This is a genomic window from Rhodopseudomonas sp. G2_2311 (genome assembly GCF_047501505.1).
Lineage (GTDB): Bacteria > Pseudomonadota > Alphaproteobacteria > Rhizobiales > Xanthobacteraceae > Rhodopseudomonas > Rhodopseudomonas palustris_H.
On record NZ_JAZDRK010000003.1, the window covers coordinates 266,503 to 283,609 of the forward strand.

The 17,107-nt window shown below is 64.5% G+C and carries 14 protein-coding genes and 1 pseudogene; 10 read left to right on the forward strand and 5 right to left on the reverse strand.

The features are described 5' to 3' along the window. Positions 1-40: 40 nt before the first annotated feature. Complete coding sequence (locus tag VRZ08_RS06700) at positions 41-1,012, reverse strand: hypothetical protein (RefSeq protein ID WP_264076473.1); 972 nt, start codon at positions 1,010-1,012, stop codon at positions 41-43. Between the two features lie 112 nt (positions 1,013-1,124). Beyond that, the gene (locus VRZ08_RS06705; protein WP_414532047.1) at positions 1,125-2,603 is read right to left on the reverse strand and encodes a pyruvate kinase; all 1,479 of its coding nucleotides are present in this window, start codon (positions 2,601-2,603) and stop codon (positions 1,125-1,127) included. A 189-nt stretch (positions 2,604-2,792) separates the two neighbouring features. Between VRZ08_RS06705 and VRZ08_RS06710 the strand changes: the two genes are divergently transcribed. The 7 genes and pseudogenes from VRZ08_RS06710 to VRZ08_RS06740 all read left to right on the forward strand — a co-directional run bounded on the left by VRZ08_RS06710 (position 2,793) and on the right by VRZ08_RS06740 (position 7,421). After that, positions 2,793-3,050 (forward strand): type II toxin-antitoxin system Phd/YefM family antitoxin, encoded by a 258-nt coding sequence (locus VRZ08_RS06710; protein WP_414532048.1) that lies wholly within the window; start codon positions 2,793-2,795, stop codon positions 3,048-3,050. Beyond that, positions 3,047-3,436, forward strand: a pseudogene (locus VRZ08_RS06715) (type II toxin-antitoxin system VapC family toxin). Before VRZ08_RS06710 ends, VRZ08_RS06715 begins: the two are co-directional and overlap by 4 nt. A 39-nt stretch (positions 3,437-3,475) precedes the next feature. Beyond that, positions 3,476-3,823: an ArsC family reductase gene (locus VRZ08_RS06720; RefSeq protein WP_414532049.1), complete on the forward strand. Its 348-nt coding sequence runs from the start codon at positions 3,476-3,478 to the stop codon at positions 3,821-3,823. 215 nt (positions 3,824-4,038) lie between these two features. Next, a complete protein-coding gene (locus VRZ08_RS06725) occupies positions 4,039-4,794 on the forward strand; it encodes an ABC transporter ATP-binding protein (RefSeq protein ID WP_107344178.1) in 756 nt (251 codons plus the stop codon). Next, the gene (locus tag VRZ08_RS06730) at positions 4,787-5,533 is read left to right on the forward strand and encodes an ABC transporter ATP-binding protein (RefSeq protein WP_107344179.1); all 747 of its coding nucleotides are present in this window, start codon (positions 4,787-4,789) and stop codon (positions 5,531-5,533) included. The genes VRZ08_RS06725 and VRZ08_RS06730 overlap by 8 nt, the downstream gene beginning before the upstream one ends. A 39-nt stretch (positions 5,534-5,572) precedes the next feature. Then, a complete protein-coding gene (locus VRZ08_RS06735) occupies positions 5,573-6,448 on the forward strand; it encodes a branched-chain amino acid ABC transporter permease (protein WP_107344180.1) in 876 nt (291 codons plus the stop codon). 1 nt (position 6,449) lies between these two features. Beyond that, a complete protein-coding gene (locus VRZ08_RS06740; protein ID WP_107344181.1) occupies positions 6,450-7,421 on the forward strand; it encodes a branched-chain amino acid ABC transporter permease in 972 nt (323 codons plus the stop codon). Positions 7,422-7,573: 152 nt separating this feature from the next. Here VRZ08_RS06740 and VRZ08_RS06745 read toward each other — a convergent pair whose 3' ends face one another. After that, positions 7,574-10,144, reverse strand: a complete 2,571-nt coding sequence (locus VRZ08_RS06745; protein ID WP_414532050.1) for a DUF4407 domain-containing protein — start codon at positions 10,142-10,144, stop codon at positions 7,574-7,576. 600 nt (positions 10,145-10,744) lie between these two features. Here VRZ08_RS06745 and VRZ08_RS06750 point away from each other — a divergent pair. Next, a complete protein-coding gene (locus VRZ08_RS06750) occupies positions 10,745-11,389 on the forward strand; it encodes a DUF47 domain-containing protein (protein WP_107355372.1) in 645 nt (214 codons plus the stop codon). 14 nt (positions 11,390-11,403) lie between these two features. Continuing rightward, positions 11,404-12,414 (forward strand): inorganic phosphate transporter, encoded by a 1,011-nt coding sequence (locus VRZ08_RS06755; protein ID WP_264076480.1) that lies wholly within the window; start codon positions 11,404-11,406, stop codon positions 12,412-12,414. A 107-nt stretch (positions 12,415-12,521) separates the two neighbouring features. Here the strand turns inward: VRZ08_RS06755 and sugE are convergent, their stop codons facing one another. Continuing rightward, positions 12,522-12,836, reverse strand: coding sequence for a quaternary ammonium compound efflux SMR transporter SugE (gene sugE / locus VRZ08_RS06760; protein WP_011157837.1), 315 nt, complete (start codon positions 12,834-12,836; stop codon positions 12,522-12,524). A gap of 230 nt (positions 12,837-13,066) precedes the next feature. Here sugE and VRZ08_RS06765 point away from each other — a divergent pair, with 230 nt between their 5' ends. After that, entirely contained in the window at positions 13,067-14,692 is a 1,626-nt protein-coding gene (locus VRZ08_RS06765; RefSeq protein WP_414532051.1) for a peptide chain release factor 3, read from the forward strand. A 1,052-nt stretch (positions 14,693-15,744) separates the two neighbouring features. Here VRZ08_RS06765 and VRZ08_RS06770 read toward each other — a convergent pair. Continuing rightward, positions 15,745-16,980 (reverse strand): hypothetical protein, encoded by a 1,236-nt coding sequence (locus VRZ08_RS06770; RefSeq protein WP_414532052.1) that lies wholly within the window; start codon positions 16,978-16,980, stop codon positions 15,745-15,747. Positions 16,981-17,107 lie beyond the last annotated feature (127 nt).

Genomic DNA, 17,107 nt, shown 5'->3' on the forward strand with positions numbered 1-17,107 from the left:
CGCAGCGGCGACAGCGTCTGCAATGCCCATGTGTGCGGCTCTATTCGGTCTTGACGTCCAGTTTGGGCGCGCCGGTGTAGTTGTAGACGTCGTGCAGCAATGTGAGGATTTCGGCGGCAATCGCGGCATCCGTCAGGGTCAGCGGATAGCTCTTGCTGTAGTTCGGCGCGCGGCCGGGCTCCTTGTAGCCGGCGGCCGTCAGGCGGGCGATGCGATCCGGATTCAGGACGGCGCTCAACGCCGCCCAGCTTTCGGCCGACGCGGCCTCGCAATACAGCGCCACCGGCGGCGTTTCCGGCATGCATTGGATGTAGCCGATGCCGCTGTCGAACACCGCATAGACCCGATGTGTCGCGTTCACCCGCAGTCGCTGAATCTCTGCTGTGACCGACGGACCATACAGCTTGATCAGCGCTTCCGCAGTTTCGGCGGTCTGCGGCTGCGGTTTCGCCGCATAGGAGCAAGTGAGTAGCGCCGTCGAACGCATCGACGGTGCGCCGCTGACCATGCCGGCGAGATTCTGGGACGGCCCGTTCCGCGGCGGGCAGGGGATGTCGATCACCCAGTCGGTTTTCAGTTCGAGGTCTTGAAGGTTGATGTCGTAGGCATCAGTCAGCGTGCGTAAGATGTCCGCAGAGATCTGGCCGGTCGGCGCGTCAGCCGGAAATACTTTCGCGTAGTTGCCGAAAGCCGGATCTATAGTCCAGCCGAGCGCCGCGAGCCGATTTTGCCGTTCGATCGTCAGGACGTGCTTCAACGTTGGTTGCAGCGTCGGGCCGCCAGCTTCGCAGCGCATCTCGCGGCTCGGCAGGCGGCGGCACTGGATGTATTTGTTGCCGTCCCAGATCGTCGCGTAGCCGACCTTTTTGGCTCGGACGATGCTGGTGATGTTCTGCAGCGCGGCGTCGATCCGATCGACCGCAGCCTCTTCGGCGTGCCCCGGCGCTGCCGTCACGCCCAGGGTGATTAGCAGGGCGATCGCGGCTGCAATGCGAGCCGTCTGCTGCCTCATGATTTCCTCCGCTCACTCCGGCCGGCACAGCGGCTCTGCTCCACCACTGGAACATAGAGTGAACGAAGGCGTTGCGGAGTCAACCCTAGGTTGATACCAAAAGTGATTGCGCTCAGCCCCAGCTGCGCAGCCGCCGGAGCTGCGGCGTCTTCTTGTGCTGATGGTCGGCCATCCGGCCGAGCAGCGTATCGAGCTCGGTGATCGCCTTGAACAGGTACGGGCCCTTGTTCAGCATCACGCATTCGGCGCGTGCCGCCATCGCGGCGTCGGTCATTTCGCCGCGCGAGGGCGTGCCCTTCTTCACCAGATGTTCGAGCACCTGGGTGGCCCAGATCACCGGGACATGGGCGGCTTCGCCGATCCACAGGATCTCTTCCTGCATTTCGGCGAGCCGGGCAAAGCCGATCTCGACCGCCAGATCGCCGCGCGCGATCATCACCGCGGTCGGCTGGCGGCCGGCGGCCTGGACCAGGATGTCCGGCAGGTGCGCGACCGCATCTGGCGTCTCGATCTTCAGCACCAGCGACAGCTTGTGCCAGTCGTCGGGCCGGCGTTCGGCGAGCGCAGCCTGCAGCATCTTCACGTCGCCGACCGACTGCACGAACGAGAACTCGACGCCGTCGGCATGGGCGGCGACGAAATCGAGGTCGGCGCGGTCCTTGGCGGTGAGCGCCGGGATATCGAGCGGCGTATCCGGGAAGTTCAGGCCTTTCTCCGGCTTCAGCCGGAAGCCGGTGTCGGCCGTGGCGGTGACGCGGCCGAGCAGACCCCACGCCGTCTTGCGCTCGATCCGGACGCACAGCTTGCCGTCGTCGACGAACACCCGGGCGCCGACGGCGGCGCGGGTCAGCGGATCGGGCAGGGTGCATTCCACCGCGAAATGCTCGTCGTCGAGATCGATCCGCTCGAATTCGCCCTGCGCCACGATCGCCACCAGATCGCCAGTGACGATGCGGTCGCGGCCGTCGGGCGTGCGCGCGGCGCCGGTGCGGATCTTGGGGCCGGCAATATCCATCAGTACCTTCATCCGCCGCCCGGTGGCCTCCTCGGCGACATGGAGGTGATTGATCATCCGCTGCCAGGCGGCGGCATCGTCGTGGGCGCAGTTGATCCGCACCGCCTCGACGCCGCGCTCGGCGAGCCGCAGCATGAAGGTCGGATCGTCGGCGGCTTCGGACGGGCAGGTGACCAGCAGGGCGGAGTGGCGGGCGCCCGACAGCGGTCCGAACAGCTCGGCGCTGCGGCTGGCGAGATCGTGCTCGCCGGCGAAGAACTGCTTCGACGACGGCCGCAGCATGTCCGGCTCGCCCGCCAGCGCCGCCAGGGTGGCGCGCACCGCGAGCAGCGTCGGCATCACCCGGCTTTCGAGCCGGCCGAGCGAGGACAGCCCCAGCGCCATCAGGGCGTGCTGCAGCGGGCGCAGATCGTGGTGACGCAGCGCCAGATAGTGGGCGAGGTTGGTGGCGCTGGGGCCGAAGCCGGGACGATGGATCTGATCCGCCCAGCCGGCCAGCCGCTCGCGGCTGCCCTCGTCGATCTCCGCGATCAGCGTGTCGAGCTTGTGCTTGAGGCGGAGGATTTCGGTCGACATCGCAGGCATCTCGCGAGTTTGGGCGGCGTGGAGAACCGCATTCCATCCGCTCTAGGATCGCTGGATGAAATCGATGTGACAGGGCCGGTGGCGGAAAGTCGTAGCGGTGCGGCCGTCTGGACGCTGGTTGATCGCTATTTCGACATCAACTAGCATCCTGCAATGGTTGATCGACGGCAAGGCAGACCGATGAGGGTCACGGTCACAGAGGCGAAGCATCAGCTTGCCGAACTGGTTGAGCGCGCCGAGGCAGGGGACGATGTCGTGCTCACGTTACCTGGGCATGCCGCTGTCCGTCTCGTTCCGCTTGGTCAAGCGGGCCAGGTGCGCTCCCAGCGTGAGCTGTTGGAGGCTGCGCGGGCGGCCGGTGCTGCGAAGGCAACCGCCGGGGGGGCGGCAGCCCGCAGCCAGGATTTCCTGTATCGGGAAGACGGCCTGCCGCTGTGATCGCGGTCGATACCTCGGCCTTGATGGCGATCGTGTTGGACGAGCCTCAGGCGGCTGCCTGTATTGATGCCATCGAGGTAGAGGAGCGGATCTTGATCTCGCCCGGGACGATGGTCGAGAGCCTGATCGTGGCAGCCCGCCGAAATGTTCGCGACGAGATCGCCGGTCTGATCGAGGGCTCGGTTTCGAGGTGGTCCCGGTCACGTCCATATCTGCGCAGGAGATCGCGGACGCGTATGAGAGATGGGGCAGAGGTTCCTCTACCGCCGGGTTGAACTTCGGCGATTGTTTCGCCTATCAGGTGGCGCGCGCATACGGATGCCGGCTGTTGTACGTCGGTGAGGATTTTGCGCACAGATATCGAAGGCGTACTGTCACCCCGATAGCCTGATCTGGACGGCGCCGTCAGCAGCGAAAGGTTTGTCGTGCCCACCACCCTCTATGGCATCAAGAACTGCGACACGATGAAGAAGGCGCGGACCTGGCTCGATGGCCACGGCGTCAGCTACACGTTCCACGACTACAAGACCGCGGGCATCGACCGGGAGCATCTCGAGCGCTGGGCGAAGCAGGCCGGCTGGGAGACGCTGCTCAATCGTGCCGGCACCACCTTCCGCAAGCTGCCCGAGGCGGACAAAGAGGAGCTGACCGAGGCCAAGGCGATCGCGCTAATGCTGGCGCAGCCGTCGATGATCAAGCGCCCGGTGCTGGAGCACGGCCAAAAGCTGCTGGTCGGCTTCCGCCCGGAAGCCTACGCCGAGGTGTTTGGCTAATACTGATCACCGCTCGGCCGCGAGCCGGAGTTTCCCCAAAACCGACCGGGCGCAAACGCTGCCCAGCTTTGCATCTTGCACAAGGCTCGCGAATAGCGGCATAGTCGGGCCAGAAAGACGGGCCGGGCGCCAACGGCGCTCCGAGCACCGGCTCCAAAAAAGAAGACATCGGACGTCTGCGCCGGCACCGCCTGCGTTCGATGGGGGGAAGTTGCTTGGCCGATGATATCATCCTCGAAACCAACGGATTGACGAAGGAATTCGCCGGCTTCTTTGCCGTGCGGGACGTCAACCTACGGGTCCGCCGTGGTCACATTCATGCACTGATCGGTCCGAACGGGGCCGGGAAGACCACGTGCTTCAATCTGCTCACCAAGTTCCTGCGACCGTCCGCCGGGCAGATCCTGTACAATGGGCAGGATATCACCGCGATGGCGCCGGCCGACGTGGCGCGGCTCGGGCTGGTGCGCTCCTTCCAGATCTCGGCGGTGTTCCCGCATCTGACCGCGCTCGAGAACGTGCGGGTCGCGCTGCAGCGGCAGCACGGGTCGTCGTTCGATTTCTGGCGCTCCAAGAGCGTGCTCGACAAGTACAACCACCGGGCGCGGGAACTGCTCGATGACGTCGGGCTGAGCGAGTTCGCCGACACGCCCGCGGTCGAGATGGCTTACGGCCGCAAGCGCGCGCTGGAGATCGCCACCACGCTGGCGCTCGATCCGGAGATGATGCTGCTCGACGAGCCGATGGCCGGCATGGGGCACGAGGACATCGACAAGATCGCGGCGCTGATCAAGCGGATCTCGGCCAAGTACACGATCCTGATGGTCGAGCACAATTTGAGCGTTGTCGCCAATCTGTCGGACGTCATCACCGTCCTGACCCGCGGTCAGGTGCTGGCGGAAGGCAACTACACAGACCTGACCCAGGATCAGCGGGTCAAGGAAGCCTATCTCGGAGCGGGTCATGGTTGAGGCGACCACAATGGAACGGCCCGCATCGTCGGCTGCCGGCGCAGCGATGCTGAGCGTGCGCGATCTGCAGGCGTGGTACGGCGAGTCCCACATTCTGCACGGCATGAATTTCGACGTCCGCGAAGGCGAGGTGGTGACGCTGCTCGGCCGCAACGGCGCCGGCAAGACCACCACGCTGAAGGCGGTGATGGGGATCGTCGGCAAGCGCAGCGGCACCATCACGTTCGACGGCACCGACATCAGCCGGGCGTCGTCGGATAAGATCGCCCGCCGCGGCATCGCGTTCTGCCCCGAGGAGCGCGGCATCTTCGCCAGCCTCGACGTCCGCGAAAACCTGATGCTGCCGCCGCAGGTTCGCCCCGGCGGGCTGTCGCTCGATCAGATCTTCGAACTGTTCCCGAACTTGCGCGAACGGCTGAAGAGCCAGGGCACCAAGCTCTCGGGCGGCGAACAGCAGATGCTGGCGATCGCCCGCATCCTGCGCACCGGGGCACGGTTCCTGATGCTGGACGAGCCGACCGAAGGTCTGGCGCCGGTGATCATCCAGCAGATCGGCCACACCATCGCGCGGCTCAAGAAGCAGGGCTTCACCATTCTCTTGGTCGAGCAGAACTTCCGCTTCGCCGCCACGGTGGCCGATCGCTACTACGTGGTCGAGCACGGCAAGATCATCGACGGCTTCGCCAATTCCGAGCTCGAAGCCAACATGGACAAGCTTCACACCTATCTCGGCGTCTGACGGCGGGACCGGTGACCTCCACGAAAGACTGAGAGCAAGATGGATATCAACGTCCCCGCTCTGTTGGCGCAGCTTCTGGTCGGCCTGATCAACGGCTCGTTCTATGCGCTGCTCAGCCTCGGCCTCGCCGTGATCTTCGGCATGCTCAACATCATCAACTTCGCGCATGGCGCGTTGTATATGATGGGCGCGTTCTGCGCGTATTTCCTGCTCAATCTGCTCGGCCTGAACTATTGGTGGGCGCTGATTCTGTCGCCGATCATCGTCGGCCTGTTCGGCATGGTGATGGAGCGCACGCTGCTGCAATGGCTGTCGGGGCTCGATCACCTGTACGGCCTGCTGCTGACCTTCGGCGTCGCGCTGATCATCCAGGGCGTGTTCCAGAACTATTTCGGCTCGTCCGGCCTGCCTTATGCGATCCCCGAACAGCTGCGCGGCGCGATCAATCTCGGCTTCATGTACCTGCCGGTGTATCGCGGCTGGGTGGTGGTGTTCTCGCTGGTGGTGTGCCTGCTCACCTGGTTCCTGATCGAGCGGACCCGGCTCGGCGCGTACCTGCGCGCCGCCACGGAGAACCCGACACTGGTGCGGGCGTTCGGCATCAACGTGCCGCGGATGATCACGCTGACCTACGGCCTCGGCGTCGGGCTCGCGGCGCTGGCCGGCGTGTTGTCGGCGCCGATCAACCAGGTCCGGCCGCTGATGGGCGCTGATCTGATCATCGTGGTATTCGCGGTGGTGGTGATCGGCGGCATGGGCTCGATCATGGGCTCGATCATCACCGGGTTCACCCTCGGCGTGATCGAGGGCTTGACCAAATACTTCTACCCCGAGGCCTCCAACACCGTGGTGTTCGTGCTGATGGTGCTGGTGCTGCTGGTGAAACCCTCGGGCCTGACTGGACGGGCAACCTGACATGACCACGATTACGCAGAATTCCGTCCCGACCACGACCCGCCGCCCGGTGCGCGATGAGATGATCGCGTTCGGCATCATGACCGCGCTGCTGGTGGTGGTGCCGTTCACCGGCGTCTATCCGTTCTTCGTGATGCAGGGGCTGTGCTTCGCGCTGCTGGCCTGCGCCTTCAATCTGCTGATCGGCTATGGCGGCCTGCTGTCGTTCGGCCACGCGATGTTTCTCGGCACCGCCGGCTACGTCAGCGGCCATGCGCTGAAGGTGTGGGGACTGCCGCCGGAACTGGCGATCATCGCGGGCACCGGGGCGGCATTCGCGCTTGCGGTGGTCACCGGGCTGATCGCGATCCGCCGCCAGGGCATCTATTTCGCGATGATCACGCTGGCGCTGTCGCAGCTGTTGTACTTCATCTATCTGCAGGCGCCGTTCACCCATGGTGAAGACGGCATCCAGGGCATTCCGCAGGGCAAGCTGTTCGGCTTCATCGACCTGTCCAACGCCACCACGCTGTACTTCGTGGTGCTGGCCGGCTTCCTGCTCGGCTTCCTGATCATCTACCGCGCGATCAACTCGCCGTTCGGCGAAGTGCTGAAGGCGATCCGCGAGAACGAGCCGCGGGCGATCTCGCTCGGCTACAAGACCGACCAGTACAAGCTGCTGGCGTTCATCCTGTCGGGCACGCTGGCCGGCTTTGCCGGCGCGCTCAAAGTGTTCGTGGCGCAGAACGCCTCGCTGACCGACGTGCACTGGTCGATGTCTGGCGAAATCGTGCTGATGACGCTGGTCGGCGGCCTCGGGACGGTGTTCGGCCCGGTGGTCGGCGCCTTCGTGATCATCGCCATGCAGCAATACCTTGCGGGCTTCGGCCAATGGGTCACGGTGATCCAGGGCGTGATCTTCGTCGCCTGCGTGCTGACCTTCCGCCGCGGCATCGTCGGCGAGATCGGGCACCTGTTCAAACGCTCGCTATAACGGCGAGGCGAGGGCAGAGGGAAAGCAAGCGCCGCAAAGGGCGCTGGTCTTCTGGCTCGCGGGCCTCGTTAGACCGCTGTCAGAAACAAGAACCGCCGCGTGGCTGAGCCGCGCGGCGGTTTTCTGTTGGGGCGGCTCTAACTCCGCAGGGGTTACGCCTGCGGCGGCGTCTCGTGTCGCACCTTGTGCTCCAGCGGCAATTCGGCTTCGCCTTCGGCGTGATGCTCCCGCCGAGGATGCGCCGCCTTCTTGCGCGGCCGGGCCTGCTCGACCGCGTCGGTCATCAGTTTCTCGACGTCGCCGCTGGACTTGAACTGCGGTCCGATGGCCTCGGGACTGCCGATGCTTGCCGTCGCGGTGTCGCTTGCGATCGCCGCCTGGGGCGTCGGCTGCTCCACCGGGGCCGGACGCGTGCGCGCCAGCACGTTCGGCAGGACATCCGGCTCCAGCGCCTGCGGCGGTGCTTCAGCGACCGTCATGGCCGGCTCCGCGGCCGGCATCGCGGACGTGGGCTCAGCCATCGCGACGACGACAGGCTCTGCGGCAGCGGGCTCGGCGGCGGTAGGCACGGGCGTCGCGGGCTCAATCGCGGTCGGTTCGCTGGGGGCGGGGTCAGGCCGTGGCGCCTCGACCGGACGCAGGGCTTCGACGCGCGGACTCTCGGCCGGCACTGCTTCGCTGCGCAGCGGTTCGGCGCGGGCGGCTGAGCCGGCATCGGCCAGCACCTGGCGAACCAGTTCGCGGGTGTTGAGGTCGTCGACCGGAATGCCGTCAGGCCAGCGCAGGCTGCGTTCGGCGGCCGGCTCCAGGGCAGCGCTCCGGGCCATCGCGCGGTCATCGACGGGGACCCGAACCCGCGCCGCCGGTTCGACCGCGTAGGCCTCGCGCCGCGCCGAGCCGCGCCGCGGCATGATCAGGTTGCGAACGTCGAGGTCGCTGGCTTCGTAGTCCGGTTCGGCGAAGTCGCGGCCGCCATAGTCGCGGACCGCGTAGTCGCGTGCGACGAATTGCGGCTGGGCACGCCGAGCGGTGGCGCGGCGCGGCCGGTCGTCATAGCGGTCGTAGTCGTGGCGGCGAGCGAACTCCCGGCGTTCGACCTCGCGCGGATCGTACTCGTCATAGCCGCCATCGCTGTCGCGACCGCCGTAGCGCCGCCATTCATAGGCGCGGCGATCGTCGCGGCGGCGCATCTCCTCGTACTCGGCCTCGTCATCGTAGGACGCATGCTCGAAGCTGCGCGGGCGCTCCGCCGGGCGCTGCGGTGCGGGGGGCGGTTCTTCGGCGCGCACCGGCTCTTGGGTCACCGGTTGTGGTTTCGGTGGTTGCGCCGGTGGCTGCACGGCTGCGACCGAAGCCGGCGCCGCGGGATGGACCGCTGCGGCCACCGCGGCTGCGGGAGTGGGCTTTGGCGCTTCGTCCTCGAGGTCTTCGTTGTTCTCGATGCGCTGCCGCGCGCGTTCGACCTGCGCCTGAATCTTCGCGGCATAGACGCTCGGCGGCGAGAAGAAGATTTTCGCAACCACCGGAACGATTTCCAGGAAGATGATGAAGCAGCGGGTCATCCACGAGAACAGCGTCATGGTGGCGCCGTCACGCGGGTCGTTCTTCAATTCCTGATACGCGGCGATCCGGGTCAGCGGATCGAATTTGTCTTTCTTCTCCTGGTAATAGGAGTCCGCCATCACCTTCTTGCGGAAGTCGGCGACGCTTGCGGCCTTGTCGATTTCGAACTGCTTCAGGTCGGCGCGGGCCGCATCGATCCGCTGCTGCAGCGCATCGGCGCGCGCCTTGATCGCCCCGCGCTCCTGCTCGCGGGCGCCGAGCGCGTCCGCGGTGATCTTGGCTTGAGCGGCGCGGAGATCGTCGCGGCGGACGTGGAGCTGGGCGATCTCGGCTTCACGCTCGGCGCGCTGCGCCTGGAAGGCCTGGCGCTGCTTCCTGGCGAATTCGTAGCGGGGGCCTGCGCCGGGGCGGCCGGAATTGTTCGGCGTCGCTTTCAGGCCGAACTCTTCGGCGTTCATGTCGGCGATGTAGCGCTGGATCGTCTTGTCGATCTCGGCGATGTCGGCGCGGATGCCGGCCTCGCGGGTCGCCAGCGCGCGGATCTGCTGCTCGATGTCCTCGGTGCGGGCCTGGGTGGTCGGCTCCGGCTTCGGCTGCTCGGTGAGGGCGTCGCGGTGGAGCGCCTCGAGCTGTTCGATGTCGGCGAGCCGGCGCTTGGCTTCGGCGTTCAGCCCGGCTTCGAAACTTGCGATCTTGTCGTAGATCGGCTGGTTGGCGGCGACGCGGTCGGCTTCGATCTTCTCGTTGATGGTCGAGGAGAAGATCGCGAGTTCCAGGAACATCGCGATCACCCAGGCGAGCCCGAACGACAGCAGCAGCCGGATGCCGACGCGGACGAACCGCCAGGCGGTCTGCTTGGCCTCGGCGCGCGACTGGATCGCAGAGGTGTTCCACAGCGTGCCCTGATAGAACCAGTCGGACTGGCACAGCGCGCGGTCGAACATCAGCACGGTCAGCGCGATCACCGTCGAGACCAGCAGCCGGGTCCATATATTGTCGATCATGTAGCCGGTGGCGTGGAACGACACGCCGAGCACGACCACGAACGACAGACAGAGCGATGCACCGAGATGCGTGGCCCATAATTTGTCGGAGGGCGGGCAGCTCTGAAGAGTCTTGCGATCGACGCCAGCGATGATGCCAAGAACGCGTTGAATCATGGCCGCCCAGTTCTGCGGTGACATGCGCCGCGGTTTGGTTGTGACAGGTCGGTCGAGTCTAACAGAGCGTAAACAAATTCAATACGAGGCGACGTTTAGTAGGCGAGTCACCAGGCTCCGATTTGATCTCAGCAGTTGCTGCTAAGTGACCGTGATCGATTGCAAACTTGCTGAGTTGGAGAGGCGGGGAGGCGGCCTTCGCCGTCCTCAATATTTTGTCGTGATGGTGGGGGCGGACACGTCCGTCCATTCCTCGATTACCACTGCTAAGCGACCTCTCGGGGATCGATTTCACATCAGCGCGTTGAAGTGATTCGCGAGCTAGCGAGACCCGGGCCGTGACAACGGTGTCCGCCGGCAACCCGGCGGCGGCGCGAAACCTGTGGACGAGGGGGGACGGCGATTGCCGAAATGTCCCGATCCCGTGCCGTCCGATCGCGGACAGGACCGGTCCGCGGCTCCCACGTCCAGTCGGTCCGGAATGGACGGTTGCCTGTGAGCCTCTGAAGTGTTTTATGACGCCGGTGTGACGCGGTCGGGCGTCTCCGGCCTCCCACGGCCGATCTACGAACCCGCGTTACGTCAACCGGATAGCTCCCGATGCTACGATACTTTCGAGCCTTTCTGCCCAAGGAAGAGAGGTTCTTCGACCTGTTCGCCCAGCACACGCATACAGTCGTGCAGGGAGCCCAGGCGCTGCAGGACATGCTGCGCGGCGGCGATGAGACGCTGGTGCACTGCCAGCGCGTCAGCCATTTCGAATCCGAGGCCGACAGCATCACCCGCGAGGTGCTGACCGCGGTGCGCCGCACCTTCATCACGCCGTTCGACCGGGTCGACATCAAGAACCTGATCAACTCGATGGACGACGCCATCGACCAGATGCAGCAGACCGCCAAGGCGGTGATCCTGTTCGAGGTCCGCGAGTTCGAGCCGCCGATGCGCGAGATCGGGTCGCTCCTGGTCGAAAGCGCCAATCTGGTCGGGCGCGCGGTGCCGCTGATGCAGTCGATCGGGCCGAACCTGCAGATGCTGACGGCGATGACCGAGGAGATCACCAAGCTGGAAGGCCGGGTCGACGATCTCCACGACATCGGGCTGAAGGAACTGTTCCTCAAGCACCGTAACGCCAACACCATGGATTACATCGTCGGCGCCGAGATCTACGACCACCTCGAAAAGGTCGCTGACCGTTTCGACGACGTCGCCAACGAGATCAATTCCATCGTCATCGAGCAGGTCTAGGGCAGGGGCCGGCCGTGGACGCTTCGCTCGGGCTGCCCATCCTGGTCGGGTTGATCGCCGTCGCACTGCTGTTCGACTTTCTGAACGGCCTGCACGACGCCGCCAATTCGATCGCCACCATCGTCTCGACCCGGGTGCTGCGGCCGCAATATGCGGTGTTCTGGGCGGCCTCGTTCAATTTCATCGCTTTCATGGTGTTCGGCCTGCACGTCGCCAACACCATTGGCACCGGCATCATCGAGCCCAGCGTGATCGACGCCTCGGTGATCTTCGCGGCGCTGACCGGGGCGATCGTCTGGAACCTGGTGACCTGGGGGCTCGGCATTCCCTCGAGCTCGTCGCATGCGCTGATCGGCGGTCTGCTCGGCGCCGGCCTCGCCAAGGCCGGGCTGTCGGCGGCGGTGTGGAGCGGCCTGACCAAGGCGCTGCTGGCGATCGTGTTGTCGCCGCTGGTCGGCTTCTTGCTGGCGCTGGTGCTGGTCGCGATCGTGTCGTGGGCGTCGGTGCGGTCGACGCCATTCGCGGTGGACCGCGCCTTCCGCATTCTGCAGTTCGCCTCTGCTTCGCTGTATTCGCTCGGCCACGGCGGCAACGACGCCCAGAAGACGATGGGCATCATCGCGGTGCTTTTGTATTCACAGGGCTATCTCGGCAGCGAGTTTTCGGTGCCGTTCTGGGTGGTGCTGTCGTGCCAGGCGGCGATGGCGCTCGGCACGCTGATGGGCGGCTGGCGGATCGTCCGCACCATGGGGCTGCGCATCACCAAGCTGACGCCGATGCAGGGCTTCTGCGCCGAAACCGGCGGCGCCGCGACGCTGTTCATGGCGACCTTCCTCGGCGTGCCGGTGTCGACCACCCACACCATCACCGGCGCCATCGTCGGCGTCGGCGCCGCGCGCCGGATGTCGGCGGTGCGCTGGAACGTGGCGAGCTCGATCGTCTACGCCTGGGTGATCACGATCCCGGCCTCGGCGATCGTCGCGGCGCTGGCGTATTGGGCGACGCGGCTGGTGCCGGCGTTCTGAAGCGGGCTGTCATTGCGAGCGTAGCGAAGCAATCCAAGGCCGGGCATACCGAATCCTGGATTGCTTCGTCGCTTTGCTCTTCGGAATGACGGATGGACTCGTCGGCCTTAGCCCACCAGCTTTAGACCCACAATGCCGGCGACGATCAGGCCGATGCAGGCGAGGCGGCCGACCGTGGCCGGATCGCCGAACAGCGCAATGCCGAGCGCCGCGGTGCCGACCGCGCCGATGCCGCTCCATACCGCATAGGCGGTGCCGATCGGCAGTGTCTTCAGGGCGAGCCCGAGCAGCGCGACGCTGGCGACCATCGCCGACACGGTCAGCGCCGTCGGAACCAAGCGGGTAAAGCCTTCGGTGTATTTCAGGCCGAGCGCCCAGCCGATCTCCATCAGACCGGCGACGAACAGATAGAACCAAGCCATAGCGGCCTCCTTGCGCAACGTCCGGGCAATTTTCATGAGGCCATCCAACGGGATGGCGCGCCGGCGCAATGCGCGGTGGTGAGGAGGCCGGGTCGTCCCGGCCGAAAAGGTGATTTTGAGGTCGTCCTCGATCCCTTATATGAGGGACGCCGTTCCGCCGCGCAACTGCCGGCGCTGCGACCCGCCGGAAGCCCTTGATCGCGCCGGCTTTCCCTGCCACAGGCTGATGAATGTCCGACACCGCTGTTCCGGCCGAAGCGCCGTCCTCGACCCCGTTTTCGCTCGCCCATGAAGTGGCGCGGCGGCGCACCTTTGCGATCATTTCGCATCCTGACGCCGGCAAGACCACGCTGACCGAAAAGCTGCTGCTGTTCGGCGGCGCCATCAATCTCGCCGGCCAGGTCAAGGCCAAGGGCGAGCGCCGCAACACTCGGTCGGACTGGATGAAGATCGAGCGCGACCGCGGCATTTCGGTGGTCACCTCGGTGATGACCTTCGAGTTCGACGGCCTGGTCTTCAACCTGCTCGACACGCCGGGCCACGAGGACTTCTCGGAAGACACCTACCGGACGCTGACCGCGGTCGACTCCGCCGTGATGGTGATCGACGCCGCCAAGGGCATCGAGGCGCGCACCCGCAAGCTGTTCGAGGTCTGCCGGCTGCGCGACATTCCGATCATCACCTTCATCAACAAGATGGACCGCGAGACCCGCGATATCTTCGATCTCTTGGACGAGATCGAGAAGACGCTGGCGCTCGACACCACGCCGATGACTTGGCCGGTCGGGCGCGGCCGCGACTTCCTCGGCACCTACGACGTGCTCGACGGCGGCGTGCGCCTGCTCGAAGGCGGCGGCGCCAAGACCGGCGCGGCCGAGCAGATCACCATCGAGGAACTCGGCAAGCGCCACCCCAATCTCGACGTCGCCGCGGTCAAGGAGGAGCTCGAGCTCGCCACCGAAGCCTGCAAGCCGTTCGACCTCGAGGCGTTTCGCGAAGGCCATCTGACGCCGGTGTATTTCGGCTCGGCGCTGCGCAATTTCGGCGTCGGCGATTTGCTGCAGGGCCTCGGCCGTTACGCGCCGCCGCCGCGCGCGCAGGAGAGCAGCGCCCGCAAGGTCGAAGCCGACGAGCCGAAGATGAGTGCCTTCGTGTTCAAGATCCAAGCCAACATGGATCCGAACCACCGCGACCGCATCGCGTTCGCGCGGCTGTGCTCCGGCAAGCTGACCCGCGGCATGAAGGCCAAGCTGGTGCGCACCGGCAAGGCGATGCCGCTGTCCAGCCCGCAGTTCTTCTTCGCCCAGGATCGCTCGGTGGCCGACGAAGCGTTCGCCGGCGACGTCGTCGGCATTCCCAACCACGGTAGCTTGCGGATCGGCGATACGCTGACCGAGGGCGAGGACGTCACCTTCGTCGGCGTGCCTTCCTTTGCGCCGGAAATCGTCCGCCGCGTCCGGCTGACCGATGCGATGAAGGCCAAGAAGCTGAAAGAGGCACTGCAGCAGATGTCGGAAGAGGGCGTCGTGCAGGTGTTCCGCCCGCGCGACGGCGCTCCGGCGCTGGTCGGCGTCGTCGGCCCGCTGCAGCTCGACGTGCTGAAAGCGCGGCTCGCCGCCGAGTATCAGCTGCCGGTCGATTTCGAAGTCTCCGAATTCCAGCTCGCACGCTGGATCTCGTCCGACGACCGCAAGAAGCTCGACTCCTTCATCGCCAACAACGGCTCGTCGATCGCCGACGACGTCGACGGCGATCCGGTGTACCTCGCCAAGAACGAATTCTATCTCGGCTACACCCGCGACCGCGCCGAAGGGATCGTGTTCTCGGAAATCAAGGACGTGAAGAAGACGGGGTGAGGCGACGTACTACGCGACATCACGCTGCGTCATTGCCGGGCTTGCCCGGCAATCCATCCTCTTCGCTTAGTCGCTGTCTTTGTTGCGCGCTAAGCGCGCGATGGATGCGCGGGTCAAGCCCGCGCATGACGACTTTCATATAATCAACCCTGTCAAACAGCCACACCTCCGCACCCTCGCGGCGCGTCGCGCCCGAGCCTTGCCCGAAGAGCCGCCCCAAAGTGAGGGGCGGCGGCGCGCCGCAAGACGCGGCGTTGGGAGTGTCGCGATCCGGCCTTCGCCCGCGCGAGGGACGAAGATCGCGAACCGCGCGTCGCCTTGCGGCGCGCCACCCCGGCGGTTTTTGGCTGAAGGACCGCTCTTCCGGGACCGAGCGAGCTTGCGGGCTTTCCCCGGCCTCTACTCGACCCGTCCAGCCTCTGAAGCGGCGGCCGCTCGTAGTAGCGGCGGACGGTGACCCTCAACCTCCCGGGCGCGTGGGTGCGAGCCACGACGCGCAGGACGCCGTATCCCGCTCCGCCTCGCAAGCGCCCTCGAGAAGCGCCCCTCGCGAACGAGACGAATAGGAATATAATCTATGTCGGCGGGGGCGTCAATCCGGTCGTGCGGATTTGGCGGACCTTGGCGATCGAAGAACACGACGCGGGCGAGCTGCACGATCGGCACGTGCATCGGCGAGTGGCGAAGCCGCGCAGCCGATCAGAGGCCGATACGAGCAGCGAAGCGCAACTTTCGGGTCCGGAGAGTGTACTTAAGTCGATGTCAGGTAATGACCCAGAGCGGACTGGAGCCATTCGATCGGGTCGTTCGATCAAGACTTGAGGAAATTTCCGCCGGAACTGCCACGCCGCCCATGAGAGGTGTTCAAGGACGGTCCGCCCCGAGCCAGACGGCTGAAAGACGCGTTTTTCGTCTTTTCCAACAATGCGCTCAAGCCCCGACAAGCAAGTCGTGAGTGGGGAGCCGCTGCTTTCCAAGTTCACATCGCCGAGTCAAGCATCGCCGATTTCCTTTCCGGCGTGAAACCTAACGGACCGCCCCGGAAATCAGCGCTACGGAGCTGGTGGAATTCGATCAATCCCCGCGTCGAAAACAATGGCCTTATCCTCAAATCTCTCCCTCCATCTTTCGAAAGTGGAGGGCAGCTTTGATTGATATTCACGTTCGGTCGTGAAATAGCGAAGGACGTCATCGTCAATATACGCCGCCCAAAGCTGGCCACGCTCGCCACGCATAATAATTCCCTCCATTATGGTGTGCAGACCGCGTATGCCACCTAAGGTAACATGCGCCACGAAGTCGTCATAGTTTTCTCCGTCGCTCAATCCTTGGAAGCAATTCATCATGGGATCGAAGTATTGCCCTGCAATGCTATAAAGACGCTGCAGATCGATTTCATCCAGTATCCCGCCCTCGAACAGCGCTAAGTGCTTCCACGTGTACCGGCCTGAGAACGTAGCTCCCATTCCACGGAAAAGATGACAGTCTCCAAGCTCTTCAATTAGTATCTGCCGTCCATGTTCCGCAATTGTTCGTCGAAATGCCAGCTCACACAACTGGTCAGCTTCGCTTGCCGGCATGCGAGCATAAGCAATATCCGGCGACACGATTCGAGCGAACCCGGAGACGGCCCCTGTATGCGCCCCATTCGATGTCATGAGGTCAAATACGAAACCAGCGGAGCCAACCTCGCGGATAAACAGGTTGCCGTCTCGTGCACCGTAACCGCTCTCGATAGTCCAGTTTCCCCACCACAAAGGTATTTGCGGTCCGGCATAGGCCTGCGATGCCATGATGTCGCCTAGCGCGCCTCGAAGCTCTGCCTCCAATCGTCCCTGAAGCAACCTGCGAGTTTCCGATTTATCCGTCGCATTAGATGAACAATAGCAAACGGCCCGGCGGCCACGCAGGTCGAAGGGCAAGCTCTCCGGGCCTCCGAAGGCTGTGTTCTGGACCAAGAGAATTCGGTGCCAGCCGAGTTGAGAAATTGCGTAACCGAGCTCCACGAGAACGTTTGGATTCGGCGCCTTTCTTCCTCCCGCGCCAGAGTTGATAATCGAAACGTCGGCTACAAAGACATCTGCAGTAGCGATCTTATTAAAGATTGTATCCGCTATGGCAGGCGATCCAGGCATCCCACAGGTGTCGCGGTCTAGGATTGGCTCGATAATTGCCGAGTCATCCCTCTTGATAGCCTTTAAAGCTCGCTCAAGGGCGTCCTCGATTAGATTGCGATTAAACTTGGATTCTAGGTCTGACTGCCACGAATAGAATACTGTCCGTCGCATGATCGCGCACCTCGTTCCTGAAACGTCGCGTTAGAAGTTGTCACGTTACTACAGTCAAATACACGATCCCCAGTTGCGGTGTCCTGACTCTCTATGGCGGATCAGCTGAGACTTAGGACCTGTCATT

What these genes read in the sequence shown, in the direction of transcription:
- VRZ08_RS06700 (WP_264076473.1), bottom strand. Translation starts at nt 1,012, where the DNA reads ATGAGGCAGCAGACGGCTCGCATTGCAGCCGCGATCGCCCTGCTAATC.
- VRZ08_RS06705 (WP_414532047.1), bottom strand. Translation starts at nt 2,603, where the DNA reads ATGTCGACCGAAATCCTCCGCCTCAAGCACAAGCTCGACACGCTGATC.
- VRZ08_RS06710 (WP_414532048.1), top strand. Translation starts at nt 2,793, where the DNA reads ATGAGGGTCACGGTCACAGAGGCGAAGCATCAGCTTGCCGAACTGGTT.
- VRZ08_RS06730 (WP_107344179.1), top strand. Translation starts at nt 4,787, where the DNA reads ATGGTTGAGGCGACCACAATGGAACGGCCCGCATCGTCGGCTGCCGGC.
- VRZ08_RS06735 (WP_107344180.1), top strand. Translation starts at nt 5,573, where the DNA reads ATGGATATCAACGTCCCCGCTCTGTTGGCGCAGCTTCTGGTCGGCCTG.
- VRZ08_RS06740 (WP_107344181.1), top strand. Translation starts at nt 6,450, where the DNA reads ATGACCACGATTACGCAGAATTCCGTCCCGACCACGACCCGCCGCCCG.
- VRZ08_RS06745 (WP_414532050.1), bottom strand. Translation starts at nt 10,144, where the DNA reads ATGATTCAACGCGTTCTTGGCATCATCGCTGGCGTCGATCGCAAGACT.
- VRZ08_RS06750 (WP_107355372.1), top strand. Translation starts at nt 10,745, where the DNA reads ATGCTACGATACTTTCGAGCCTTTCTGCCCAAGGAAGAGAGGTTCTTC.
- sugE (WP_011157837.1), bottom strand. Translation starts at nt 12,836, where the DNA reads ATGGCTTGGTTCTATCTGTTCGTCGCCGGTCTGATGGAGATCGGCTGG.
- VRZ08_RS06765 (WP_414532051.1), top strand. Translation starts at nt 13,067, where the DNA reads ATGTCCGACACCGCTGTTCCGGCCGAAGCGCCGTCCTCGACCCCGTTT.
- VRZ08_RS06770 (WP_414532052.1), bottom strand. Translation starts at nt 16,980, where the DNA reads ATGCGACGGACAGTATTCTATTCGTGGCAGTCAGACCTAGAATCCAAG.